This is a genomic window from Streptosporangium sp. NPDC050284, assembly GCF_044459525.1.
In the GTDB taxonomy this organism is placed as follows: Bacteria; Actinomycetota; Actinomycetes; order Streptosporangiales; family Streptosporangiaceae; genus Streptosporangium.
In genome coordinates this window covers 689,326-713,893 of the sequence record NZ_JBITIZ010000002.1, presented here as the reverse complement: position 1 = coordinate 713,893, position 24,568 = coordinate 689,326, and the positions used below count along the sequence as shown (strand labels likewise).

Annotated in this window: 19 protein-coding genes; 13 read left to right on the top strand and 6 right to left on the bottom strand. The window is 70.2% G+C overall.

What is annotated here, in order from left to right; translation table 11 throughout:
- Positions 1 to 53: 53 nt before the first annotated feature.
- Complete coding sequence (locus ACIBH4_RS07600; RefSeq protein ID WP_362520614.1) at positions 54 to 314, bottom strand: DUF2530 domain-containing protein; 261 nt, start codon at positions 312 to 314, stop codon at positions 54 to 56.
- Positions 315 to 445: 131 nt separating this feature from the next.
- Between ACIBH4_RS07600 and ACIBH4_RS07595 the strand changes: the two genes are divergently transcribed.
- The gene (locus ACIBH4_RS07595) at positions 446 to 1,915 is read left to right on the top strand and encodes an NCS2 family permease (RefSeq protein ID WP_362768578.1); all 1,470 of its coding nucleotides are present in this window, start codon (positions 446 to 448) and stop codon (positions 1,913 to 1,915) included.
- A gap of 154 nt (positions 1,916 to 2,069) precedes the next feature.
- Here ACIBH4_RS07595 and ACIBH4_RS07590 read toward each other — a convergent pair whose 3' ends face one another.
- Complete coding sequence (locus ACIBH4_RS07590; RefSeq protein ID WP_362768581.1) at positions 2,070 to 2,717, bottom strand: hypothetical protein; 648 nt, start codon at positions 2,715 to 2,717, stop codon at positions 2,070 to 2,072.
- A gap of 453 nt (positions 2,718 to 3,170) precedes the next feature.
- On the opposite strand from ACIBH4_RS07590, the gene ACIBH4_RS07585 reads away from it, so the two are divergent.
- Both ACIBH4_RS07585 and ACIBH4_RS07580 read left to right on the top strand, forming a co-directional pair.
- Positions 3,171 to 3,626: a MarR family transcriptional regulator gene (locus ACIBH4_RS07585; protein WP_362520605.1), complete on the top strand. Its 456-nt coding sequence runs from the start codon at positions 3,171 to 3,173 to the stop codon at positions 3,624 to 3,626.
- 221 nt (positions 3,627 to 3,847) lie between these two features.
- Entirely contained in the window at positions 3,848 to 5,182 is a 1,335-nt protein-coding gene (locus tag ACIBH4_RS07580) for an MFS transporter (RefSeq protein ID WP_362520602.1), read from the top strand.
- Positions 5,183 to 5,401: 219 nt separating this feature from the next.
- Here ACIBH4_RS07580 and ACIBH4_RS07575 read toward each other — a convergent pair whose 3' ends face one another.
- Entirely contained in the window at positions 5,402 to 6,370 is a 969-nt protein-coding gene (locus tag ACIBH4_RS07575) for an aldo/keto reductase (protein WP_362520599.1), read from the bottom strand.
- 118 nt (positions 6,371 to 6,488) lie between these two features.
- On the opposite strand from ACIBH4_RS07575, the gene ACIBH4_RS07570 reads away from it, so the two are divergent.
- On the top strand, positions 6,489 to 7,670 hold the full coding sequence (locus ACIBH4_RS07570) for a hypothetical protein (protein WP_362768584.1): 1,182 nt from the start codon (positions 6,489 to 6,491) through the stop codon (positions 7,668 to 7,670).
- Positions 7,671 to 7,684: 14 nt separating this feature from the next.
- Here the strand turns inward: ACIBH4_RS07570 and ACIBH4_RS07565 are convergent, their stop codons facing one another.
- Entirely contained in the window at positions 7,685 to 8,062 is a 378-nt protein-coding gene (locus ACIBH4_RS07565) for an STAS domain-containing protein (RefSeq protein WP_362520593.1), read from the bottom strand.
- 414 nt (positions 8,063 to 8,476) lie between these two features.
- On the opposite strand from ACIBH4_RS07565, the gene ACIBH4_RS07560 reads away from it, so the two are divergent.
- The 4 genes from ACIBH4_RS07560 (at position 8,477) to ACIBH4_RS07545 (ending at position 12,971) form a co-directional block, all read left to right on the top strand.
- Positions 8,477 to 9,502 (top strand): NAD-dependent epimerase/dehydratase family protein, encoded by a 1,026-nt coding sequence (locus ACIBH4_RS07560; RefSeq protein WP_362768587.1) that lies wholly within the window; start codon positions 8,477 to 8,479, stop codon positions 9,500 to 9,502.
- A gap of 148 nt (positions 9,503 to 9,650) precedes the next feature.
- Positions 9,651 to 10,841: an L-2-hydroxyglutarate oxidase gene (gene lhgO / locus ACIBH4_RS07555; RefSeq protein ID WP_362520585.1), complete on the top strand. Its 1,191-nt coding sequence runs from the start codon at positions 9,651 to 9,653 to the stop codon at positions 10,839 to 10,841.
- Positions 10,842 to 10,875: 34 nt separating this feature from the next.
- Positions 10,876 to 11,583 carry a response regulator transcription factor gene (locus tag ACIBH4_RS07550; protein ID WP_362520582.1) on the top strand — a complete coding sequence of 236 codons (708 nt, stop codon included), beginning with the start codon at positions 10,876 to 10,878 and terminating at the stop codon, positions 11,581 to 11,583.
- Entirely contained in the window at positions 11,583 to 12,971 is a 1,389-nt protein-coding gene (locus tag ACIBH4_RS07545) for an ATP-binding protein (protein ID WP_362768592.1), read from the top strand. The genes ACIBH4_RS07550 and ACIBH4_RS07545 overlap by 1 nt, the downstream gene beginning before the upstream one ends.
- A gap of 198 nt (positions 12,972 to 13,169) precedes the next feature.
- Here the strand turns inward: ACIBH4_RS07545 and ACIBH4_RS07540 are convergent, their stop codons facing one another.
- On the bottom strand, positions 13,170 to 13,814 hold the full coding sequence (locus ACIBH4_RS07540; protein WP_362520574.1) for a response regulator transcription factor: 645 nt from the start codon (positions 13,812 to 13,814) through the stop codon (positions 13,170 to 13,172).
- Positions 13,815 to 13,826: 12 nt separating this feature from the next.
- Positions 13,827 to 15,200: a sensor domain-containing protein gene (locus tag ACIBH4_RS07535; RefSeq protein WP_362768595.1), complete on the bottom strand. Its 1,374-nt coding sequence runs from the start codon at positions 15,198 to 15,200 to the stop codon at positions 13,827 to 13,829.
- Between the two features lie 160 nt (positions 15,201 to 15,360).
- Here ACIBH4_RS07535 and ACIBH4_RS07530 point away from each other — a divergent pair, with 160 nt between their 5' ends.
- The 5 genes from ACIBH4_RS07530 to ACIBH4_RS07510 all read left to right on the top strand — a co-directional run bounded on the left by ACIBH4_RS07530 (position 15,361) and on the right by ACIBH4_RS07510 (position 24,491).
- The gene (locus tag ACIBH4_RS07530) at positions 15,361 to 16,842 is read left to right on the top strand and encodes an alpha/beta fold hydrolase (protein WP_362768598.1); all 1,482 of its coding nucleotides are present in this window, start codon (positions 15,361 to 15,363) and stop codon (positions 16,840 to 16,842) included.
- Between the two features lie 194 nt (positions 16,843 to 17,036).
- Complete coding sequence (locus ACIBH4_RS07525; protein WP_399171635.1) at positions 17,037 to 17,723, top strand: response regulator transcription factor; 687 nt, start codon at positions 17,037 to 17,039, stop codon at positions 17,721 to 17,723.
- Positions 17,724 to 17,983: 260 nt separating this feature from the next.
- Entirely contained in the window at positions 17,984 to 19,885 is a 1,902-nt protein-coding gene (locus ACIBH4_RS07520) for an ABC transporter (protein WP_362768601.1), read from the top strand.
- Entirely contained in the window at positions 19,882 to 21,612 is a 1,731-nt protein-coding gene (locus ACIBH4_RS07515; RefSeq protein WP_362768604.1) for a GTPase, read from the top strand. Before ACIBH4_RS07520 ends, ACIBH4_RS07515 begins: the two co-directional genes overlap by 4 nt.
- Before the next feature lie 440 nt (positions 21,613 to 22,052).
- Positions 22,053 to 24,491 (top strand): penicillin acylase family protein, encoded by a 2,439-nt coding sequence (locus tag ACIBH4_RS07510; RefSeq protein WP_362520556.1) that lies wholly within the window; start codon positions 22,053 to 22,055, stop codon positions 24,489 to 24,491.
- Positions 24,492 to 24,568 lie beyond the last annotated feature (77 nt).

Here is a 24,568-nt window from a genome sequence, read left to right as displayed (position 1 = left end):
CGGGGGGCACGCCGGCGCCGCGGACGTGATGTCCCCCGGGCGCGGCCCGGGGGTCACGGGGTCGTGGTGGTCGGCTCGATCGGCCCCCCGACCTCGGGCGGCGGGCGGCGGTCGCGGCGGCGTACGTACCAGAGGCCGAAAAGGCCGCCGCAGATGCCCGACACGCAGGTCCAGATCCACCAGCGGTGCTCGGGACCCGGCTGCGCGACGAGGAGGACGACCAGGGCGACGACCCACAGGCCGGTACCCGTGAGGATCGTGAGCGTGTCGTTGGTCTTCAACGGCTGCAGATCCGGAGGTCGTGGCTGGTTCACGCGCTCCAGACTAGGCGACGACCTCTCACTATTCGCAAAACGGGTCACGTGAAGGCGCGAATCCATCTCGAAACCATCACCATCGACAGCCGGGCCTTCCGAGAAGGAGAGCTCGCTGTCACTCTGCGCGAGTGAGCGATGTTAAAAATCCTGAATTAAGTAAAGTTGACCGCTTCTTCTTCATCTCCGACCGTGGCTCGTCCGTGGGCAGGGAGGTGCGCGGTGGGTTCGCCACGTTCTTCACGATGGCCTACATCGTCGTGCTCAACCCCTTGATCATCGCCACCGTCCCGGACGTCGAAGGCCAGTTCATCGGAGACGGGAGCACGCCCAACGTCCCGCTCGTCGCGGCGGGCACCGCCCTCGTGGCCGGACTGCTCAGCATCCTGATGGGGATCGTCGGCAGGGTCCCCTTCGCGATGGCCGCGGGCCTCGGCCTGAACGCCTTCGTCACCTACGGCATCGCCTCGCAGATGTCCTGGGAGTCGGCGATGGGCCTGGTGTTCCTGGAGGGCGTGATCATCGGGCTCCTGGTGCTGACCGGGTTCCGTACCGCGGTGTTCAACGCCATCCCACCCCAGCTGAAGACGGCGATCAGCGTCGGCATCGGCCTGTTCATCGCGCTGATCGGTTTCGTGGACGCCGGCTTCGTCCGCCGCGTGGCGGCCGGGCCGCCGCTGGAACTCGGTATCGCGGGCTCGCTGACCAGCTGGCCGATCCTGGTCTTCGTGGTCGGCCTGCTGCTGATCGTGCTGCTGGTGGCGCGTCAGACCAAGGGCGCCATCCTGATCGGCATCATCGCCACCACCGTCCTCGCGGTCATCGTCGAGGCCGTCACCAACGTCGGGGCCTCGGTGACGCCCGGCCAGCAGCCGAACCCGGCGGGCTGGCAGCTCGTCGTCCCCCAGCTGCCCGAGCAGATCTTCGGCTTCAACAACCCGCTGGTGCTCTTCAGGGAGTTCGACCCGCTCGGCGCCTTCGGCTCGGTCTCGGTCATCCTCGCCCTGCTGCTCATCTTCACCCTCCTCATCACCGACTTCTTCGACACCATGGGCACGATCGTGGGCGTCGGCGGGCAGGCCGGGCTGATCAAGGAGGACGGCACCCTGCCCAGGACCCGCGAGATCCTCCTCGTCGACTCGATCGGCGCGGCGGCCGGAGGCGCGGCCTCCGTCTCCTCCAACACCACCTACATCGAGTCGGCCGCGGGTGTCGGCGAGGGCGCCCGCACCGGCCTCGCCAGCGTCGTCACCGGCGTGCTGTTCCTGCTGGCCATCTTCGTCTCGCCGCTCGTCGCCGTCGTCCCCTACGAGGCCGCGGCTCCCGCCCTGGTCGTGGTCGGCTTCCTGATGATGACCGCCATCCGCGAGATCGACTTCACCGACTACGAGATCTCGATCCCGGCGTTCCTCACCATCGTCCTGATGCCGTTCACGTACTCGATCGCGAACGGCATCGGCGCGGGCTTCGTCACCTTCGTGCTGATCAAGGCCATCAAGGGCAAGGCCGGTGAGGTCCACCCGCTGATGTGGACGGTCGCGGGGCTGTTCGTCGTCTACTTCGCGCTCGGCCCGATCAAGGCCATGTTCGGCCTCGGCTGAGCGACGCGCGGAAGGCCGTCACGGTGATCGAAGAAGGTGGTCACCCTGACGGCCTTCCGCGTTCCCGTACGCCGTGCCGAACTCCTGAGAACGAGGTACGGCCGTCACGGTGGGATACGCCGTGACGGCCGTACGTGCTCCCGTGCGGTCGTGCTCAGCGTCCCCGGGGGCCGGCGGGGATCAGACCCGCGCGGTACGCCTTGAGGACGGCGTCGGATTCGGCCCGGGTGAGCGTGCCGGCGGTGACGGCCTCCTTCAGCCGTTCGGCGAAGGCCGCCTCGACCTCGGCGCGGCGTTGCTGATCGAGCGTCTCCAACGCTGCGACGACCTTGTCCGCGCTGATCCCGAGCTTGCCGGCCAGGGCCTCGGCCATTTGTTCCCGAGGGGCGGCCTTCCTCGGCTCATCCTGCGGGGCGGCCTTCCCCGCCTCGTCCTGCTCGGGGGCCTTGGGAGGTCGGCCGGGACCGTTCTCCTTTCTGATCTCCTCCAGGGCCGTGGTGACCTTGTCCTTGTCGACGCCGAGGATCTCGGCGAGCTTGGCGGCCGTCTCCTCGTGGTGGCCAGGGCCATGGAGACCACCGTGACCACCGTGACCACCGTGACCGCCGTGCGGGCCGCGTGGGCCGCGCGGGCCGTGCGGGGCGTGCTCCGTGCCGTCGGGGGCGGTGCCGGGGGTCGCCGAGGAGGAGGACGACGGCGCGGGGGTGGGACTGGTCGCCCAGGCCGCCACGGGGACGGTCAGCCCGGCGGCGAGGGTGGTGCCGACGCCGGCGATTATGATCATGCGCTTGGTGCGGTTCATGTAACTCCTTGTCCGATGAAGGGCATGGCACTTACCGGACCGATGCTCGGCCGACCTTCTGAGACCTCCCTCATCCCAAACTGAGAATTCCATGAGATCCGGCCGCCACACGAGGATGAGAAGCCGGGCGGCACCCCGCCACTCTTTCGCCGGTGTTTCGAGATACGCGACGGCGGCTTCGAGGGGCGAGGCGGGCGGTGAGATCCTGGTGTACGAGGTCGCTCCTTCGAAGGACCTCGGCTTCCGCAGGGGGAGTACGGCCGGACCCGCCGGCGTTTCCAGTGGGGGTCGAGCTCTCCCCGGGGTTCCCGGCGAGAGATCCCGGGTGCTCAGGGCGAGGTTGGCGATCTCCCGTCCGTCTGGCACGCTGTACGGCCCCGCGCCGAGAAGAAAACCCTCTGGAGGGAATCACGTGCATCCGTATATAGTTAGCAAAGGTAATGACTTACGCTAATGAACCACCCCAGGAAGGACCACGTCGCGAGCCTGCGCAGCGACGCCGGTCTCGCTTCGGCTCTGCGCGTGTCGCTGGCACGACTGAACAGACGCCTGCGCAGGCAGGCCGCGGTGCACTCGTTGACGCCCACCCAGCTCGCGACACTCGCCGCCGTAGAACGGCATTCCGCGATAACCCCCGGCGAATTGGCCGAGTTGGAGAAGGTGCAGCCGCCCTCGATGACACGCGTGATCGCCGTGCTGGCCGAGCGGGAGCTGGTGTCACGCACACCGCACCCGACCGATCGGCGCCAGGTGACCGTGAGCGTGACAGGGCAGGGCTCAACGCTGCTGAGGGAGGAGCGGCGCCTCAAGGAGGCGTGGCTGACACAGCGGCTGAAGGAGCTGACACCCGAGGAGAGGGCGACGCTCCGGCAGGCGGCTCCGATACTGGAGAAGCTCAGCCGGATCTAGCCGAACCAGAAGAACCCGAGCAACCCGGGGTCCCACACGACGCCGGGGTCTCCGCCGCGCCCGGGGACGATGCGGGAACGCGGTCGCGGGGGGAGCGGGACGACGCGCCGGGCCAGGAGCCCGGCGGGAATCCGGCGGGAGAGTCGAGCGGGGAATCCGGCGCGAATCCGGCGGATGAGCCGGGCGGGAGCCCAGGCAAGAAGATCGGGCTGAGGGCGAGGGTGAGGCGGCGGCGGGCCGCGCGGGCCGCCGCCGCGAGCGAGTTCCAGGCCACGGAGAGCGGGACGACCCAGCCCGTGCCCGAGACGCGGGGCGGGATGTTCCGCTCCCTGCGCGTCTACAACTACCGGCTGTTCGCGGCCGGAGGCGTGGTCTCCAACGTCGGCTCGTGGATGCAGCGCACCGCGCAGGACCTGCTCGTGCTCGACCTGACGAACGGCAGCGCCTTCGCGCTGGGCGTGACCGTCATGCTGCAGTTCCTGCCGTTGCTGCTCTTCGGCCTGTGGGGCGGCATGCTCGCCGACCGCTACTCCAAGCGGCTGCTGCTGATCGTCGCCCAGTCGTTCATGGGCCTGCTGGCGCTCACCATGGGCGTGCTCGTCGTGACCGGCTCGGCCCAGGTCTGGCAGGTGTTCGCGATGGCGTTCCTGCTCGGCCTCATCGCCTGCGTCGAGGTGCCCACCCGGCAGTCGTTCGTCGTGGAGATGGTCGGCCGCAAGGACCTGTCCAACGCGATCGCGCTGAACGCGTCGAGCTTCAACCTGGCCCGCGTGGTCGGCCCGGCCGTCGCGGGTGTCCTGATCTACGCGTTCGGCGGCACCGGCCCGATCTTCCTGATCAACGCCCTGTCCTTCGCGGGCGTGCTCGCCGGTCTGCTGCTCATGCGCACCTCCGAGCTGACCACCCCCGAACCGGTGCCGAGGGCGAAGGGGCAGCTCCGCGAGGGCCTGCGGTACGTGATGGCGCGGCCCGAGCTGCTCATGCCGATACTGCTGGTCGCCTTCGTCTCGCTGTTCACGCAGTCGTTCTCGATGTCGATCGCGCTCATGGCGCGTGAGGTCTTCGGGGCGGGCGCGGCCTCGTTCGGGCTCGCCTCCAGCATGTTCGCGGTCGGTGCTCTCGCGGGCGCGCTCATGGCGGCGCGGCGGGTACGGCCCAGCCGGAGGCTGCTGGTCGGCGGCGCGGTCGCGTTCGGCCTCTTCCAGATCGCGAGTGGCCTGGCCCCGTGGTACCCGCTGTACCTGGTCTCCCTCGTGCCCGCGGGCATCGCGTTGATCTCGGTGAACACCGCGGCCAACGCCAGCGTGCAGCTCGCCACCTCGCCGGAGATGCGCGGACGGGTGATGGGGATCTACGTGCTCGTGTTCACCGGCGGAGCCCCGATCGGCGCGCCGCTGCTCGGCTGGATCTCCGAGCTGGGCGGCCCGCGCGCGGGGGTCATGGTGGGCGGTGTGCTCACCCTGATCGGCTGCGGTGTGGCCATGATGCTGACGAGGGTGATCGGCAGGAGGTCGCGTGCGACCGTCCGTGGGATCCCCGCCGCCACCGGTGCGTGACGAGCCCGTTCTCGCCCTCGAACGTGAGGGCCGGACCCGCCGCGGGGCCGGGAACCGCCACGAGACGGTCGAGGAACGGCGCCCGGGGGCGCGCGCACCCCGTGGGCAGAGCTAGGCTCCAGGGCGTGGATCGTCCCCGTCGCTGGCTGCTGCCCACGGTGCTCGCACTGCTCGTGCTCCTCGTGGTGATCGGCGCCCTGATGTCCTAGCCTCCCGGCGCTACCAGGCGTAGTGCTCGGGCGCCGTCCTGAAGCCAGGGAAGATCTCGTCCAGGCGGGCGAGGGCCTTCTCGTCCAGAACGATCTCCAGCGCCCTGGTGGTGCCGTCGAGCTGGTCGAGTGTGCGCGGCCCGATGATCGGCGCGGTGACGACCTTCTGGTGGAGCAGCCACGCCAGGCCGACGTTCGCCGGGTCCTCGCCCAGCTCGTCGCAGAACTCCTCGTAGCGCTGGATCTTGTCGCGGTGCTTGTCCAGCTGCTTGGTGATCTGCTCCGAGGCCGAACGTCCCTTGTCGATCTTCCGCAGGATGCCGCCGAGCAGGCCGCCCGCGAGCGGGCTCCACGGGATCAGGCCCACCCCGTAGTCCTCGGACGCCGGGATCACCTCAAGCTCGGGCTCACGGACGATCAGGTTGTAGTGGGACTGCTCGGAGACCAGGCCGAGGCTGTTGCGGCGTCGCGCGCTCTCCTGGGCCTTGGTGATGTGCCAGCCCGCGAAGTTGGACGACCCCACATACAGGATCTTGCCCTGCTGCTTGAGGATGTCCATCGCCTCCCAGAACTCGTCGAACGAGGTGTTCCGGTCGACGTGGTGCGCCTGGTAGAGGTCGATGTAGTCGGTCTGCATCCGCCTCAGCGACGCGTCGGCGGCGCGGCGGATGTTGAGCGCGGACAGCTGGCCCTCGTTGGGCCAGTCGCCCATCGAGCCGTAGAGCTTCGTGGCGATCACCGTCTTCTCGCGGCGCCCGCCACCCTTCGCGAACCAGCGGCCGATGATCTGCTCGGTGATGCCCTCGCCCTTCTTCCAGCCGTAGACGTTGGCCGTGTCGAAAAAGTTGATCCCCAGCTCGTGGGCGTGGTCCATGATCGCGAAGGAGTCGTCCTCCGTGGTCAGGGGGCCGAAGTTCATGGTGCCCAGGCAGAGGCGGCTGACCTTCAGGCCGGTGCGGCCAAGCTGCGTATAGTCCATGTGTCCACACTAAGTACCTGGAGTGCACTCCAGGCGAGCGGATTCCGTGAGAAATCCGCGCCGATCGGACCCGCCACGTCGGTGACGCCCGTGCGCACGGCCGGGGCATGATGGCTTGATGCTGAGTAAGCCGGGGGAAGTCGTGGTTCGCGTGTTCGCGGTGGCCTGCCTGACCGTGGCCACGGTCTTCGCGGGCCAGGGCGCGCGGGCGGGTGACGGTGAGGGCGTTCGGGAGGACACGGGGCACGGCGTACGGGCGGAGGCGCGGGAGGCGAAGGGCGGGGACGGCGCGCGGGTCGGCGACGAACGAGGGGCGGGGGCGGACGACGGGGCGCGGATCCTCTTTCGTTTCAGGGACAGCCGGATCACCGAGTCGAGCGGGCTGGCGGTCTCACCGACCGGCAAGGACATCTACTACACCCACAACGACAGTTCCGCGGGCCCGGTGTTCTACGCGGTCGGCCCCGACGGGCGGACCCGCGCGACCTTCACCCTGCGAGGGGCGGAGTCCCGCGACTGGGAGGGCATGGCGGCGTCCACCGACCCGCGGACCGGTCAGGGGGTGCTCTGGTTCGCCGATATCGGCGACAACCTGGAAGGGGCATGGCCGGATATTTCCGTATACAAGGTGGCGGAACCCACCGTGATGAGGGACGCCGTCGTCCCCGCGGTGCGCTACCGGTTCCGGTACGAGGACGGCGGGCGCAACGCCGAGGGAATCATGGTGCACCCCCACACCGGCCGCCTCCACATCGTGACCAAGCAGTTCGCCGGTGCCGTCTACCAGGCACCGAAGCGGTTGCGCACCGACAGGGTCAACGTCCTCCGCAAGGTCGGGCCCGCGCCCATCATGGCCACCGACGCCGCCTACGCCCCCGACGGGTCGAGCTTCGTGATCCGCACCTACTTCTCGGCCACGGTCTACCGCGCCCCGGGAGAGCAGATCGCCCGGGTGACGATGCCGGAGTTGCAACAGGCCGAGTCGATCACCTACACCCGCGACGGCAGATACCTGCTGACCGGCAGCGAGGGAAGCCGCAGCCCGGTCTACCGGGTGCCGCTGCCCGCGGTGGCCCTCGGCGCCCCCGAACCCGCCTCCGCCCTACGCCAGGCGCCCCCCACACCGACCTCCGCCACCCCCGACGAGCCGGCGCCCACACCGGTCGCCGGGGCGAGGACCGGTGAGGACGAGGACGGCGGCGCGGAGGCGGGGGTGCCGGTCCTGGCCGTGCTCCTCTGGCTGGCCATCGCGACGGGCGCGATCGGCGCCATCACTCTGATCGCCCGCAAGACCCGCTGAGAGACCTCGGAGGCTCAGCCGGGGGACTGGGTGTCGCGGCGGGCGGCGCGGTCGAGGGCGGTCGTCACATCGGGATCGACGGGGAACCAGGTGGAGAGGTCGGTCATCTGCAGGAGGCGGCTGAGGACGTCCGAGATTCCGGCGAGACGCAGCCACCCGCCCGCCTCCGAGGCCACCCGCGCACCGCTCAGGAGCACCCGCAGTCCGGTGGAGTCGCAGAAGGTGATGCCTTCCGCGTCGATGACGATCCGCGGCCGGTGGTCGGCGACCAGTCGTTCGATCGTCTCCCTGAGCAACTCGCTGGAGTTGCGGTCGATGTCACCCACGACCGTGATCACGGCGCAGTCCGCGTGTTCTTGGCGATCGACGTCGATGGAGAGTTCTCTGCTCATCGCCTCGTATCTCCACCCGGTGACGCGGTCGGTTCGGGCCGCCATCCGGCCTGATCAAGGTATACCCTTCCGCGCCACCGGGGTGGGCGACGGTCGGGAGACATGTGCGTAACGGCTGTGGAACCCGCCGACCGCCCTCTCGCCCCGGGAGCCGGTCCGGGGATCTCACGCCGACCTCGGAAATCGGCGGGCTCGTGGTCTCGTGCCGTCCCTGGGAGGTGATCTCATGGCTCGGGAGATGGTGCGGGTCGTGATCTCATGTCGAAAATGAATGACCGCATAGCGATTTACTGCCCCGACATATTCGCGTATTCCTTGACCGGCCTGGGCTTGTTTCCCGCATTGGCAATGACGGTTAAGAACCGGGCCGGTTATCCCTTCTCCTGCGGTGAGGGTTGCCGATAACTTTCAGGCATGCGCGTTTTGGTGACCGGAGCGTCAGGTTTCGTGGGCTCGCATGCGGTCGCCGCGCTCCTCGCCGATGGGCATGAACCGCTTCTTCTCATACGCGATCCACGGAAAACGCGCGAGGTGCTCGCCGCCGTCGGGGTGACGGAGGAGGTCCCCCTGCTCGCGGCCGATATCCGCGACGCGGCGGCCGTGCGGGACGGGCTCGAACGGTGCGACGCGGTCATTCACGCCGCCGCGGAAATCGGGGTCATCGGCCAGGCCGGAGATCTGGACGGCACGAATGTGACCGGAGCGAAGAACGTCCTCGGACAGGCCGTGGAACTCGGTCTCGACCCGATCGTGCACATTTCCACCATTGGCGTCTTCGTGCCCCCGGCCGGGCCGGTCATCACGACCGAGAGCCCGCTCTCCACGCCGAGGAACGAGTACGGCAGGAGCAAGATCTCCGCCGAACGCTACGCGAGGAGGCTCCAGGACCAGGGGATGCCGATCACGATCGTCTACCCGGCCGGGGTCGTGGGGCCGTACCAACCCTCGCTGGACGCGATGGTGGAGGGCCTGCGCGCCGGACTGGAACAGGGCTGGCCGATCACCGCGGGCGGCGCCAACATCGTCGACGTACGGGATCTGGCCGTCGTGCTCGCCCGCTGCCTCGAACCGGGGCGGGGGCCGCGCCGGTTCATGCTGGGCGGGCACTACCTCACCTGGGCGCAGCTCGCCGACGTCTGCGACGAGGTGACGGGGAACCGCTGCAGAAGATTTCGCATCCACCGCTCGGTGCTGCGCGGCGCGGCGGCCGTGGGTGACGTAATGAAGCTGATCAAGGAGATCGACTACCCGCTCACCAGGGACGCCGTCGAGATGATGGTCACGATGGTCCGCACGTACGACACCCCGACCCTGGAGGCGCTCGGGGTGAGTTTGCGGCCGGTCCAGGAGACCGTCGCCGACTCGCTGCGCTGGCTGGCCCAGGAAGGACATCTCACCGTCGACAAGGTCGGGAGGCTGGCGGGTAGTGTCACGCGGTGACGCGCCTTTCGTCCCAACGGAGGCGATCATCCAGATCACCCAGATCACCTAGATCAACTCAGGCCACCTCGGATCACCGCATGATCGCTCTGCAGGGGACCCTGCGGGAAACCCGTAGGGACCCGTGAGGAGAAGGGAGGAACCGGCGATGAAGGTCGGGATCGTCGGTGCGGGAATCGTCGGGCTGGCCGTGGCCAGGGAGACGGCACTGACCCACGGGGCCACCGTGACCGTCCTCGACAAGGAGGACCGCGTCGGGGCCCACCAGACCGGGCACAACAGCGGAGTCGTCCACGCAGGGATCTACTACCGCCCCGGCTCGCTCAAGGCCAGGCTCTGCAGGGAGGGTGTCGCACTGCTCAGGCAGTACTGCGCCGAGCACCGCATCCCGTACGACGAGGTCGGCAAGCTCGTCGTCGCCTCCACCGGCTCCGAGCGCCCCGAACTGCGGAGCATCGCCGAGCGGGCCCGTGCGAACGGGGTTCCCGGCATCGCCGAGCTCGACGCGCTCGCCCTGCGCGAGATCGAGCCGCACGCCGTCGGCGTGGGCGCCGTGCACTCCCCGCACACCGCGATCGCCGACTTCCCCGCCGTCGCCCGGCGCCTCGCCCTGGACGTGGAGGAGAGCGGCGGCTCGGTGCTGCTCTCCCACCCGGTGCGCGCCGTACGGGAGACCGCGAGCGGGGTGAGCGTCCTGGCGGGGGAGCGGACGCTGGACTTCGACCGGGTGATCGTCTGCGCCGGGCTCGGCACCGACACCGTCGCGCGGATGGCGGGGGTCCCCGGCGACGTGCGGATCGTCCCCTTCCGCGGCGAGTACTACGCGCTGGCCGGAGAGGCGAAAGACCTGGTCCGCGGGCTCATCTATCCGGTTCCCGACCCCCGGTACCCGTTCCTCGGCGTGCACCTGACCCGCAGGATCGACGGCGAGGTGCTGGTCGGCCCCAACGCGGTCATGGCGCTGGCGCTGGAAGGCTACTCCTGGCGAAACATCGACCTCGCCGACCTGGGCCGGACCCTGGCCTGGCGGGGCACCCGGCGGCTGGCGGCGAGGCACTGGAGGACCGGGGTGAGGGAGGTGGCCGGTTCGATGGGTAAAGGATCGTTCCTGAGGGCCGCGCGCCGTTACGTCCCGGCGCTCACCGCCGCCGACCTGGTGAGGACCTCGGGAGGCGTCCGCGCACAGGCTGTGGACAGGCAGGGCGGCATGCTGGACGACTTCGCGATCGACGTACACGGCCGCGTCGCCCTCGTGCGCAACGCCCCCTCACCGGCGGCCACATCGAGTTTGGCGATAGCCAGGCATATTGTGGGGTTAGCCTCTGTCTTGACCAGTTAACTGCTTTCTCATGTGGGCCGGTGAAAATAGACCAGTGACCGACTCACCCGAGGCACGTCTGTTGATCGTCGAGGACGAGCCCAACATTCTCGAACTCCTGGCCGCGAGCCTGCGGTTCGCCGGGTTCGGCGTCAACACGGCGGGCAACGGCACGGAGGCCGTCGCGGCCGTCCAGCGGCACCGGCCCGACCTCATCGTCCTCGACGTGATGCTCCCCGACATGGACGGCTTCGACGTCGTACGGCGCCTGCGCGGCGGCGGCAGCGACACCCCCGTGGTCTTCCTCACCGCGCGTGACGCCACCGAGGACAAGATCCGAGGGCTGACCATGGGCGGGGACGACTACGTGACCAAGCCGTTCAGCCTGGAGGAGGTCGTGGCCCGCATCCGGGCCGTGCTGCGCCGTACCAACTCCGGCGAGCTCAGCCCCAGGCCGCCCCGGCTCACCTTCGCCGACATCGAGCTCGACGAGGAGAGTCACGAGGTGTGGCGCAAGGGCCAGGCGGTGGCGCTGTCGCCGACGGAGTTCAAGCTGCTGCGCTACTTCATGGCGAACGCGGGGCGGGTGCTGTCCAAGGTCCAGATCCTCGACCACGTATGGGACTACGACTTCAGGGGCGACGTCGGGATCGTGGAGTCCTACGTCTCCGTGCTCCGCCGCAAGATCGACAATGTCGACCCGAGGCTGATCCACACCCTGCGCGGTGTCGGATACGTGTTGCGCCTGCCACCGGCCCCGTGATGCTCAACACGACTCCCCTGCGGGTGAAGCTGATCGGCGTCATCCTGCTCCTGCTCACGGTCGCGCTCGCCCTCATCGGCGTCGGCAGCGTCTCGATCATGCGCGGCTACCTGATCGACCGTGTCGACAGCCAGATCGACATAACCACCGACTCCGCGCTGCGTCGCATGAACAACCGGGGCACCGTCGCGCTGGGGGGCAAGTTGATGCCGTCCGACGCCAGGCTGGAGCTCCGCGACAGGAACGGCAGGGCCCTCATCCTGCTCAGCGGCATCGACGTGGAGGGCAAGCCGGGGCCGGACATCTCCCACGGCCGGGTCGGCGAGCTCTTCGAGAACGGTGACTGGCGGGTCCGGGTGACCTCGCTGGACACCGGTGAAAGCCTCATCGTGGCCGTGGACATGAGCGAGGTACGGCAGATCGTCGGCCAGCTCGCGCTGGTGGAACTGCTCGGCGGAAGCGGCCTGGTGCTGATGCTCGCCGGAGCCGGTGTAGTGATCATCCGCAGGAGCCTGCGCCCGCTGGAGGAGATCGAGCGCACCGCCGAGGCGATCGCCGCCGGAGACCTGGGCCGCCGCGTCCCCGACGCCGACCCGCGCACCGAGGTGGGCCGCCTCGGCCGGTCGCTGAACGGCATGCTCGCCCAGATCGAGACGGCCTTCCGCGCCCGTTCCGAGTCGGAGTCCTCGGCCCGCAGCTCGGAGGAGCGCATGCGCCGGTTCGTCGCGGACGCCTCGCACGAACTCCGCACGCCGCTCACCTCCATCAGGGGCTTCGCCGAGTTCTACCGGCAGGCGCCCGGCATCGACGCCGCGCCGCTGATGCGCAGGGTCGAGTCCGAGGCGGTCAGGATGGGCCTGCTCGTCGACGACCTGCTGATGCTGGCCCGGCTCGACCAGCAGCGACCGATGGTCATGCGCCCGGTCGACCTGCTCGCCATCGCCGCCGACGCCGTCCACGACGCCCGCATCCTCGCCCCGGAGCGCGATGTCACGCTCTCGGTGGACGGCTCCGCGCTCATCGTCTCCGGCGACGAGGTACGGCTCCGCCAGGTCGTGGGCAACCTCATGACCAACGCGCTCACCCACACCCCCGAGGGCACCCCCGTACGGGTGCTCCTCTCCAGCGACGGCGACATGGCCGTCATCGAGGTCGCGGACGAAGGACCGGGCCTCACCACCGAGCAGCGCGAGCGCGTCTTCGAACGGTTCTACCGCGCCGACTCCGCCCGGGGGCGGCGCGCTCCCGAGGACGGCGGAAGCGGTCTCGGCCTCGCCATCGTGGCCGCGATGGTCGAGGCCCACGGCGGCCGCGTCGCCGTGGAGTCGGACCCGGGCAAGGGGGCGACGTTCCGGGTGATCCTCCCCCTCGCCTCGGAACCCGACTGAGCCTCCCCCGGTACGCCGCCGTCGGCTCCTGGCCCGGTCGTACGGGTGGCCGGCGCCCTGCCCGGTTCCGGTTCGCGGGTGTCCGTCTGTTGGGGGGGTGATCGGTGTCCTGCCGGGTCCCGGCTCGGGGATGTCCGCCTGTTCGGGGTGGGGATGGCCGGTGTCCTGCCGGGGCCCGTTCCGGATGGTGTTCCGAGGTCAGGCCTGCAGGTAGCGCAGGACGGCGAGAACCCGGCGGTGGTCTTTCTCCGACGGAGACAGGCCGAGTTTGGTGAAGATCTGCGTCACGTTCTTCTCCACCGAGCCGTAGGAGAGGAACAGCGCGTTGGCGATGGCGTTGTTGGAACGCCCCTCCGCCATCATGGCCAACACCTCGCGCTCCCTGGGCGTGAGCGTGCCCAGGGTCTCGGTGCGCCTGCTCGCGCCCATGATCTGGGTGACGACCTCGGGGTCGAGAACGGTTTCCCCGGCCGCGATCCGGTCGAGTGCGGTCAGGAAGTCCCTGACGTCGGCCACCCGCTCCTTCAGCAGGTATCCCACCCCATGGGCACCGTCGGCGAGCAACTGGGCGGCGTAACGCGTCTCGACGTACTGGGAGAACACCAGCACGCCCACCCCCGGATGATCGCGGCGGATCTGGATCGCGGCCCGCAGGCCCTCGTCCGTGTGCGAAGGCGGCATGCGCACGTCGACCACGGCGATGTCAGGGTGGTGTTCCGCCACGGCCGCCCTGAGCGCGTCGCCGTCGCCCACCGCGGCCACCACCTGCCGGCCGCGCGAGGTGAGCAACATGTGAAGGCCGTCCCTGAGCATCACGGCGTCTTCGGCGATCACGATGCGCATGCGCTTCTCCGTTCAGATGTGCAGGGGAAGTTCGACGGTGATCACCGTAGGTCCTCCTGCCGGACTGCGAATGTCGATCGTGCCGTCCACCATCCCGGCCCGAGCGGCCAGGCCGCGCAACCCGGATCCGGCGTTCATCGCCGCGCCGTCGACGCCGCCGACGCCGTCGTCCCGCACGAGCAGCGTCAACAGGCCGTCAGCTGCCCGTACATCGACCGAGGCGCGCCTGGCGCCGCTGTGCCTGGCCACGTTGGCGAGTAGTTCCGCCGTGCAGAAGTAGGAAATGGCCTCGATGGCCGGAGCCGGCCGTTCCGGTAGATCGGTATCGAGTTTGACGGGGATCGGGCTCCGTGCGGTGAGCGTGGCCAGCGCCGTCTCCAGCCCCTTGTCGAGCGCGGGCGGGTGGAGGCCGCGGATCAGGTCACGAAGTTCGGCCACCGCCTCCTTGGCGCCGCGGTGCGCGCCGTCGACGAGGGCGCGGGCACGCTCCAGCCGTTCGGGACGATGGGCGTGCTCAAGATCTTCCTGGACCATGCCCAGGTTCAGGGCGAGCGTCACCAACTGCGCGGCCGTCCCGTCATGCAGGTCGCGCTCGACCTGGCGAAGTCTCGCGGCCGCGTCGTCCACGGCCATCGCACGCGCCTGCTCCAGCCTGCGGATTCTCGCGGCACCGGGATCCGGTCCGAGCAGCGTTCTGGCGAGCATCCGTTCGGGGGCCAGCGCGTGGTGGACGCCCCAGGGGGCGAGAAGCAGCAGCACCAGCCCGGCCGTGCCCAGCAGCACCGCACCCGGCCAACCGTTGGGAGACAGGTGTGCGAAGGCGGGGGATCGCCACCACAGGGGGCAGCAGAGCAGGAGCAGGCCACCTCCCCACAACCCGGCGGCGACGGCGAAGGCGACGACGGCCGCCGGCAGCCGGACCAGCTCGTGAATGACGGCACGCCATCCCGTCACGTCACCGAGCGCCGCTCCGAGCCGGTTCAACAGGCCGGGCCTGGTGCGGAACGGGGCAGGGTCGGTCACTCGCACCCCGGCCAGCACCCGCGCCAGCCCTCGATTGGCCGTGCCGAGCCCTCTGGCCGCGAGCACGCTCAGGGCCAGCATCGGTATTCCGACGAGGTTGACCGTCGTGGCGACGCTGAGCAGCACGAGAACGAGATGGACGAGGCCGATTCCCGCCATCAACGGCATCATCAGCGCGTAAACGAGCTCGCGCCATGTCCGCCCCCGCGCCGGAGTGGTGATCAGCATGTGAACGAGTCCGCGCCACGCCCGCGTCGGAGCGGTCATCGGCGCGTGAACGAGCTCGCGCCATTCCCGCCCCCGCGCCGGAGCGGTCATCGGCGCACGCCGCAGGCCGGAACCGTCCCCTACTTGCTTGCCCACGCCCTTCCCCCCCTGACGGACAGCCTGCCGGTGGTCCGCCATCCAGCTTGAGGGACGTTCGTCGGCGAGGACAGCCGAAGATTGCGTGGGGGATATCCCGAGCCAACGCGGAGGATGTCCCGGTGGTGGCGTGTCATCCGTTTTCGCCAGGGTGATCAGCATGATGACAACGAAGAAACGGAGTCTGCGCGGCAGGGCCACATTGCTGGTCGCCGGTATGACGGTGGCGGCGCTGGCGGGAATGATCCCGGCGGCGTCCGCCGCCCAAGGCGGGCAGACCCAGGGCGGGAAGCCGGTGTGGCGAGACTGCGCGGGGCAGGAGATGCCGGCGGGCATGCGGTGCGCCGCGATCGAGGTGCCGGTGGACTGGGCCAGGCCGAACGGACCGAAGATCACGTTGGATCTGGCCCGGCTGCCGGCCACCGAGCCCGCGCGCAGGATCGGCAGCGTGCTGGGTGTCCCCGGCGGTCCCGGGGCCAGGGGGATCGAGGACCTGCAGCTGGTGGCGGGCAGCCTCACCGAGTTGGGGCGCAGGTTCGACCTTGTCGCCTACAACCCCCGCAACGCCGTGTGGCGCGACCGGCTGCCGCAGTCATGCATGCAGCCTGGGACGTCCCTGTCCGACCCTCGTGACGAGAAGGAGTACAGGGCGCTGACCGCGGCGATGACCAAGGCGTTCACCGCGTGCCAGAAAGCGGATAAAACCGGACTGTTCTCCCAGATGGACTCCCTGTCGGTGGCCAGAGACATGGAGGCGGTCCGCAAGAGCCTGGGCGAGGAACGACTGAGCCTCATGGCCAACTCCTACGGAGGGGTGCCCGCCGCCGCCTACGCCCGGCTGTTCCCGCAGCGTATCCGAGCGATGTACCTCGACGGGGCGATCAATCAGGTCGACGGCTGGTCCAACCAGTGGCTGCGAATCCTCCCCCTCCACGAGCGGGCGTTCACCAGGTTCACCACCTGGTGCGCGGACACCCCCGCCTGCGCGCTGCACGGAGAGGACGCCGGGGCGGTCTGGCGCGAGCTCACCCGAGACGCCGATCGCCGGCCGATCCCGGTCACGTCCGAGTTCGGCAAGGAGCTGACCGGATGGCATCTGAGAAGCCTCGGTTTCATCGGAGACCCAGGGGAAGGGCACTCTCATTGGCTGGCCTTCGCCGAAGCGGTCGACAAGGCCCGAGGCGGCGACGGGTCCGGTTTCGCTGATTTCGCCCTCGGCAACACGCGGGTGTGGGCCATGCCCGGGACGCTCGCGATGACCTGCGCGGACGGCCGTGGTTACGCCAGTTATGCCCAGCTTCAGGAGTTCCGCAGACAGACGCGGAAGATCTCGCCGAACTTCGGCGGGGGAGCCTCATTCGAGGCCCTGGGGTGCGCCGGTTGGCCGCTCCGGGTCGCCAACCCGCCCCGCCCGCTGCCGACTCGCGGACTGCCGCCGTTCCTGGGGGCCGGCAGCACATGGGGCGACCACGTGTGGACGGAGAGCTTCACCAGGATGATCCCGGGGTCGGTCACCGTCGCCTACGAGGGACCCGGCCATGCGCTGTACCTGATGGGTAAGAAGTGCCCGATCCAACACGCCACCACGTACCTGACCGAGCTGAGACTTCCCAAGCCGGGCACGACCTGCCCTGCCGAATGATCGCCGCCGTACCGGTCGTCGCGGACCCTCGTCTTCACGACCCGCTCGGCGCCGGGCGCCGGTGAACCCGGTCGTGACGGCCGGTACGGCACTCAGTTCCTCCGGGAGGGGGGCTGAAAGGTCTCAGGAAACGTTCAGCCCCGGCTGAGCTGTGTCCCAGAGAGGTGGGCGAGTCTCGGAGTGTGCTGGACAGAGTGGAAGCCCGATTGCTGGTCGTGGACGACGAGCCGAATATCAGGGAGTTGCTCTCGGCCAGCCTGCGCCTGTCAGGGTTCGAGGTGGTGACCGCGGTGGACGGCCGGGAGGCCGTGCACTTCGCCGAGCGCATCCGTCCCGACCTGGTCGTGCTGGACGTGATGCTGCCCGACATGGACGGCTTCGCCGTGGCGGGACGGCTGCGGGAGATGAGCGGGCAGATGCCCGTGCTCTTCCTCACCGCGCGGGACGGCACCGACGACAAGGTGGCAGGGCTGCGGCTGGCCGACGACTACGTGACCAAGCCTTTCAGCCTGGAGGAGGTCCTCGCCCGCATCCGGGCCGTGCTCCGCCGTACCAGGGGAGATCTCGACCTGCCCGTACGCCTGCAGGTCGGCGACCTGGAGCTGGACGAGGAGGCGCACCAGGTCTGGCGCTCCGGCATCCCGGTGCGGCTGTCGCCGACCGAGTTCAAGCTCCTGCACTACTTCATGGTCAACACCGGCAGGGTGCTGTCCAAGGCGCAGATCCTCGATCACGTCTGGAACTACGACTTCGGCGGTGACGCGGGGGTCGTCGAGTCCTACGTCTCCTACCTGCGCCGGAAGGTCGACACGGCCGAGCCCCGGCTCATCCACACGCTTCGCGGGGTCGGCTATGTGCTGCGACCGCCCCACAGTGATTGAATTTTCAGCTGATATTCAGCTCTACATGACCCGTTTCTGAGGTTTGTGTGTTCAAATAGGCATTGCACGACCCCCGATCACCTCGGAGCATCCGACGGGTTCGAGCTCGCCTCCAGCTGCGGGGGAGACGAGCTCGGCATGACCCCCGGGTGAGATCCGAGGGCTGGGCCCCACCGCTTTACCGAGTTCGCCCCCGTAACCCGGTCCAGCGGTGGGGCCAAACACGTCTAGAGGGGCTTCGGCAGGGCAGGATCGACCGTATGGGTGACAACGACGGTCTTCTGGAGACGCTGCGGGAGTTGCGGCGGCACCTCGACCGCGAGCTGTTCCCCCTCACGATCGGCGACGTGGAGGCCGACCGCCGGGCGCTGCGAGAGCTGACCGGCCAGCTCGACGACTACCTGATCCCCCGGCTGAGCGCGATCGACGCTCCGCTGCTCGCCGTCGTCGGCGGATCCACCGGGGCGGGGAAGTCCACGCTGGTGAACTCCCTGGTCGCCGAGGACGTATCCGAGCCGGGGGTGCTGCGGCCCACGACGATGGCCCCCACCCTTGTCACCAGCCCCGTCGACCGCGAGTGGTTCACCGCCCAGAACGTCCTGCCCGGCCTGCCGCGCGTCACCGGGAGCGGCAGGGGCGAGCCCGGCACGCTCCGGATCGTCACCGCCGCGACCGTCCCGCCCGGCCTCGCCCTGCTCGACGCCCCCGACATCGACTCGATCGTCGCCGCGAACCGCGAGCTGGCCGCCCAACTGCTCGCCGCCGCCGACCTGTGGCTGTTCACCACGACCGCCGCCCGGTACGCGGACGAGGTCCCCTGGAGCTTCCTGCGTTCGGCCAGGGAGCGCAGCACGGCCCTCGCCGTCGTCCTGTCCAGGGTTCCTCCCGAGGCGATGGGTGTGGTGCGCAAGGACCTGAACCGGCTGCTCGAGGCGAACGGTCTGGGGGGAACGCACCTTTTCGAGGTGCCCGAGCTGATACTGCCCGACGAGAACGCCCGCCTGCCGCGCCAGGCGGTCCAGCCGATCGCCGACTGGCTCACCACCATCGCCGCCGACTCCCGTTCCCGCGCCGAGGTGGTACGCCAGACCCTGTCCGGCGCGCTGGAGAGCCTCTCCACCCGGGTGCCCGCGCTCGCGGCCGCGGTCGACCGCCAGCACACCGAGGCCGAGGAGCTCCGCTCGATGGCGGACGCCGCCTACGCGGTGGGCCTCGCCTCCTTCGACGAGGGCATGCGGGACGGGTCGCTGCTGCGTGGCGAGGTTCTGGCCCGCTGGCAGGACTTCGTCGGCACCGGCGACCTGATGCGCTCCCTGGAGAGCCGGGTCGGCAGGCTCAGAGACCGGATGGTGGCCTTCGTCACCGGGCGGCCCGCGCCGGAGAGCGAGCTGCGGACCGCGCTGGAGAGCGGCGTGGAGGCACTGATCAGGGCCTCGGCCGACGGAGCCGCCGAACGCCTCCTGGAGTCCTGGTCGTCGCACCCCTCGGGGCGGGCACTCCTCGAACGCGAGGGGGTCGCCGTGGCCGGACGTCTCGGCCGGGCCTCCGCCGACCTGCCCGCGAAGGCGGAGGAGGCCGTGCGGGGCTGGCAGTCGTACGTGCTCGACCTGGTCCGCGAGGAGGGGGCGGACAAGCGCACGACCGCTCGCATCACCTCCTTCGGGCTCAACGGGGCCGGGCTGCTGCTGATGATCGCGGTGTTCGCCTCGACCGGCGGCCTGACCGGCATCGAGGTCGGCATCGCCGGAGGCACCGGCGTGCTCAGCCAGAAGGTCCTGGAGGCCGTCTTCGGCGACCAGGCCGTCCGTGACCTCACCGTCAAGGCCCGCACCGACCTGCGCGCCCGCGCCGCGATCCTCCTCAGCGAGGACGCCGACCGCTTCACCGACCTGCTGGACGCCGCCCAGCCCCCCGAGGGCACCGCGCCCGCCCTGCGCGCCGCCTCCGACGCCGTACGCGAGCACCTGCGCGAGCTCCCCGTCGCGGACCGCCGGGCCGTCCTGCCCACGGGCTCCGTCCCGAGGGCCGTGGAGGAGTCACGGAGGCCGTCCGACGCCCTCCCGCACGCGCCCGACGGCCTCCCACACGCGTCCGGTGATGTCCCTCGCGCGTCCGGCGGTGTTCCGCGAACCACCGGTAAGGGAGAGGCGGGCCAGGCGTGAAGCTGCTGCGACGGGAGAAGGCCGTCTCGCTGGACGACCGGTTGACGGCGCTGGCGCGTGCCACCGATCTGGCCGACGGGAGGCTGGACGCGGAGGCGGTGAGCGCGGCCCGTTCGGTGATCTCCCGCGCCGGGGTACGGGCGAGCCTGTCGGTCGACCACACCGCGGTCGCGCTGGCGGGGGCCACGGGCAGCGGCAAGTCCTCGCTGTTCAACCTGCTGTCCGGCACCTCGCTCGCCACGGTCGGCGTCACCCGCCCGACCACCTCGACCGCCCAGGCCGCCCTCTGGGAGGGCGCCGGCGCGGGGCCGCTGCTCGACTGGCTGGAGATCCCCCGCCGCCACGAGCTCCTCGACGTCTCCGGCGGTCCTTCGCCCTCCGCCGACCGGCCGTCGGACGGCTCGGGGCAGGTGGCCCGGATGGACGGGGACGCCGCCGGGCTGATCCTGCTCGACCTGCCCGACCACGACTCGATCGAGCCGTCGCACCGGCTGGAGGTCGACAGGCTCGTCGAGCTGGTCGACCTGCTGGTGTGGGTGCTCGACCCGCAGAAGTACGCCGACGCGGCCGTCCACGACCGCTACCTCCGGCCGCTGGCCAGGCACCGGGGGGTCATGGTCGTCGTACTGAACCAGATCGACCGGCTCTCACCGGCCGCCGCCGAGCGCTGCCTGAAGGACCTCCGGCGGCTCCTCGACGAGGACGGCCTGACCGGTGTCCCGGTGGTCGGGGTGTCCGCCCGTACCGGCGTGGGCATCCCCGAGCTGCGCTCGCTGCTCACCTCCCGGGTCGCCGACCGGCGGTCCTGGTCCGCCCGCCTCGCCGCCGACGCGGGCATGGCGGCCGACGCGCTCCTCCGGGCCTCCGGTGTTGCCCCCGGCGAGACCCCTCCGGGCGTCGCGAGCGGGCCTGACGGCCTGGCGAGGCCGTTGAGGGACGCGCTGTCGCAGGCCGCGGGGGTGCCGGCCGTCGTCGAGGCCGTGGCCAAGTCCCACCGGCACCGTTCGGTCGCCGCCACCGGATGGCCGCCCACCCGATGGGTCCGCCGCCTGCGGCCCGATCCGCTTCGCCGCCTCCGCCTGGACACCGCGAGCAGGTCCGCCGGAGGGTCGGGGGAGCCGGGAGAGCCGCAGGGCGTCGTCGGAAGGACGTCCATCCCCGTCGCGACCGTCGTCCAGCGTTCCCGGATGGACACCGCGATCCGCGAGGCCGCGGGAGCCGCCGCCGAAGGTCTTCCCGCGCCGTGGGCCGCCGCCGTGCGGCAGGCGGCGAGGTCGCACGGGGACGAGCTGGAGGACGGCCTGGACCGGGCGGTGGCCACCACCTCGCTCGGGGTCTCCAAGCGCCCCCTGTGGTGGCGGCTGGCCGGGCTGGCGCAGTGGCTGGCGCTCGCGACGGTGGTCGCCGGAGGGGTCTGGCTGCTCGCCCTGGTCGCCATCGACTATCTCCGACTCCCGCAGCTCTACCTGCCGACCGCCGGGGAACTGCCCTGGCCCACCACGCTGCTGGTCGGGGGCGTGCTGCTCGGCCTGCTGATCGCGCTGCTCTCCCGGGTGGCCGCCTGGTTCGGCGGACGGCGCAGGGCACGCAAGGCGGCGAAGGCACTGCGATCGAGCGTCGACCGGGTCGGCCGCGAGCTGGTGCTGGAGCCCGTGGAAGCGGAGCTGACCAGGTATCGGCACTTCACCGAGGCGCTCACAGTGGCCGGGGACGGAGCCCGCGGGTAGGCGGGCGGTCTTCACGGAGTGCGTGAGCGGGCGGTCGGTCCCCACGGAGTCCACAGGTAGGGCGGGCGGTGCGGGTAGCGGGCGGTCCGAACAGAGCCCACGGGTAGTGGGCGGCCCTCAGCCGTCGACGTACGGCGGCCCCGATGGTGCTTGTCGTGATGGGGCGCGCTTCTGCGACGGGGCTTCCTCCCGGATGGCGCTTCCTCGTGAAAGAGCTCCCTTGAAGGGGCTCTAAGGGGGGCGAACAAGGGCTGACGGGGCACTGAGGGCGCGCCACAGTTGCGGTGACGGGGGCTGGGGAGCCGCGGCTGTGATGACGGCGTCGTGATCCTTCGCGGGGGCGAACGGACGCGGGAACGCGTGTCCGCGCCCGATGTGCGGCCCGGGCGAGCCCCACATCGCCGGCATGCCTCGTGCTGTCGGCCGACGAGAGGAGCGACATGCGGCGATGGAGGAGGACGGCCTCGTTGCTGGCCGTCTGCGGTGCCCTCGGCACCGGCCTGTTACCGCAGGCGGCGGGCGCGGAAGGGCAGACGGGGGCGGAGAGTTCGGCGGGTAGGCCGGGGCCGGCGGGTACGGAGAGGCCGACGGGCGCGAAAGGGGCGACGGGCGCGGCATCGGTCTTCTCGGTCGCCGGGCTGGAGCGACCGGTGCGGATGCTGGTGGACCGGTGGGGCGTGCCGCACATCTACGCGGAGAACACCGCCGACCTGTATCTCGCGCAGGGGTTCAACGCGGCCCGTGACCGCCTGTTCCAGATCGACCTGTGGCGTCGTCGCGGTCTCGGGCTTCTGTCCGAGGTGCTCGGCCCCGCCTACCTCAAGCAGGACCAGGCGGCCAGGCTGTTCCTCTACCGCGGGGACATGGAGAAGGAGTGGCAGAGCTACGGTCCCGACGCGAAGAAGGCGGCGACCCGGTTCGCCGAGGGGATCAACGCCTACGTCGACTGGCTGAAGCGCACCCCGGAGGCGATGCCGCAGGAGTTTCGCGAGCTGGGGTACGCACCCGCGCGCTGGTCTCCCGAGGACGTCGTCCGGATCCGCAGCCACAGCCTGGTGATGAACCTGACCTCCGAGGTCGACCGCGCCCGCGCGGTCTGCGCGGGCGGCATCGGTGTCGACCCGCTCATGCGCAGGCTTCAGCCCGAGTGGAAGACCGTCGTGCCCGACGGGCTCGACCCGTGCGCGATTCCTCCGGACGTGCTCGGCACCTACCAGCTCGCCACCCAGAGCGTCGTCTTCCAGAACGGTCAGGTCCGCGCGGTCCCCGAGCCGCAGGGGCCCGCCCTCTCCGAGGGCAGCAACGCCTGGGCCGTCGCGCCGGCGCGTAGCACGACGGGGCGTCCGATCCTGGCCAGCGACCCGCACCGGGTGATGAAGGCACCCGCGCTGCGCTACATCACCCACCTGTCGGCACCCGGCCTCGACGTGATCGGGGCGGGGGAGCCCGCCCTGCCCGGCATCTCCATCGGGCACAACGGAACCGTGGCGTTCGGGCTGACCATCTTCGGCATCGATCAGGAGGATCTCTACGTCTACCAGCTCGATCCCGGTGACCCGGGACGCTACCGGTACGGCAAGGGGTGGGAACGCTTCAGGACCGTCACGGAGAACGTGCCGGTCGCGGGTGAGCGGGCACGGCGCACCGAGTTCTCGTTCACCCGCCACGGTCCGGTGATCAAGGTGGACCGGGAGCGGAATCTCGCCTACGCACTGCGTACGACCTGGCTGCAACCGGGCACGACGCCCTATTTCGGCAGCATGAAGTACATGCGTGCGCGTAACTGGAACGAGTTCACGACGGCGATGCGCACCTGGGGTGGGCCGCCGGAGAACCAGATCTACGCCGACGTCGCGGGCAATATCGGGTGGGTTCCGGGCGGTCTGGCACCGAACAGGATCGGGTACGACGGCCTGCTGCCCGTGCCGGGGGACGGCCGTTACGACTGGGACGGTTTCCACGACGGCGCCCGCCTGCCGCGCTCCTACAACCCGGCCAAGGGGATCGTCGCCTCCGCCAACGAGTTCAACATGCCCAAGGACCACCCGTTGAAGGTCGGGTTCGACTCGTGGTCCTCCCCCTACCGGCACGAACGCATCGTCGAGGTGCTCTCCTCCCGGTCGCGCACCTCGCCCGCCGACTCGGCGGCGCTGCAGAGCGACAAGGTCTCCATCCCGGCCCGCAGGCTGGTACGGCTGCTCGCGGGCATCACGAGCGATCAGCCGTCGACGGCGCGGGCGCTCGAACTGCTCCGTACCTACGACGCGGTCACGAGCGCGGACTCGGGGCGGGCAGCCCTGTTCGAGACGTGGTTCAGCGGCCACCTGGAGCCGGCGTTCGCCCGCGAGGTCCTGCCGGAGAACGTGGCGAGGCAGATCCTCATCCACGACCCGCTGCTGCTCTTCGACGCGATGGACAACCCTGACCGGTGGTTCGGCGCCGGGGGAACGGCGGTGCGGGACCGCATTCTCAAGACCTCGCTCGCGGCGGCCTACGACGAGTTGGTCGGTCGGCTCGGCCCCGATCCGGCCACCTGGAAGTGGGGCGACATCCAGCGGGTCACGTTCGGGCATCCGACGGGCAAGGATGTGGGCCCCTTCCCGCGCGGTGGTTCCTGGAACACCGTGGAGGCGTCGAACTATCTGCCGGGCAGTTACGTCCCTCTGTCGGGCCCCACGTTCAAGATGGTGCTCGACGTCGGCAACTGGGACAGGTCTCAGGCGATCAACGCTCCCGGCCAGTCGGGTGACCCTCGGAGCCCGCACTATCGCGACCTGGCGGAACCCTGGCAGAAGGGGGAGTATTTCCCGCTGCTCTACAGCCGCGCCGCCGTGGAACTCAATGCGAAGGACCGTTTCCTGCTCACCCCGCGTCGCTGAATCCTCGGAGCCGGGATGCCCGACATCTGAACCTGGATTTTGACGCGGGTCGCCTGGCTGGGATCGAGCGCCTCCTG

Coding starts and splice junctions, on each gene's coding strand:
- ACIBH4_RS07590 (WP_362768581.1), bottom strand. CDS start 2,717: ATGAACCGCACCAAGCGCATGATCATAATCGCCGGCGTCGGCACCACC.
- ACIBH4_RS07585 (WP_362520605.1), top strand. CDS start 3,171: ATGAACCACCCCAGGAAGGACCACGTCGCGAGCCTGCGCAGCGACGCC.
- ACIBH4_RS07575 (WP_362520599.1), bottom strand. CDS start 6,370: ATGGACTATACGCAGCTTGGCCGCACCGGCCTGAAGGTCAGCCGCCTC.
- ACIBH4_RS07570 (WP_362768584.1), top strand. CDS start 6,489: ATGCTGAGTAAGCCGGGGGAAGTCGTGGTTCGCGTGTTCGCGGTGGCC.
- ACIBH4_RS07565 (WP_362520593.1), bottom strand. CDS start 8,062: ATGAGCAGAGAACTCTCCATCGACGTCGATCGCCAAGAACACGCGGAC.
- ACIBH4_RS07560 (WP_362768587.1), top strand. CDS start 8,477: ATGCGCGTTTTGGTGACCGGAGCGTCAGGTTTCGTGGGCTCGCATGCG.
- lhgO (WP_362520585.1), top strand. CDS start 9,651: ATGAAGGTCGGGATCGTCGGTGCGGGAATCGTCGGGCTGGCCGTGGCC.
- ACIBH4_RS07545 (WP_362768592.1), top strand. CDS start 11,583: ATGCTCAACACGACTCCCCTGCGGGTGAAGCTGATCGGCGTCATCCTG.
- ACIBH4_RS07540 (WP_362520574.1), bottom strand. CDS start 13,814: ATGCGCATCGTGATCGCCGAAGACGCCGTGATGCTCAGGGACGGCCTT.
- ACIBH4_RS07530 (WP_362768598.1), top strand. CDS start 15,361: ATGATGACAACGAAGAAACGGAGTCTGCGCGGCAGGGCCACATTGCTG.
- ACIBH4_RS07520 (WP_362768601.1), top strand. CDS start 17,984: ATGGGTGACAACGACGGTCTTCTGGAGACGCTGCGGGAGTTGCGGCGG.
- ACIBH4_RS07510 (WP_362520556.1), top strand. CDS start 22,053: ATGCGGCGATGGAGGAGGACGGCCTCGTTGCTGGCCGTCTGCGGTGCC.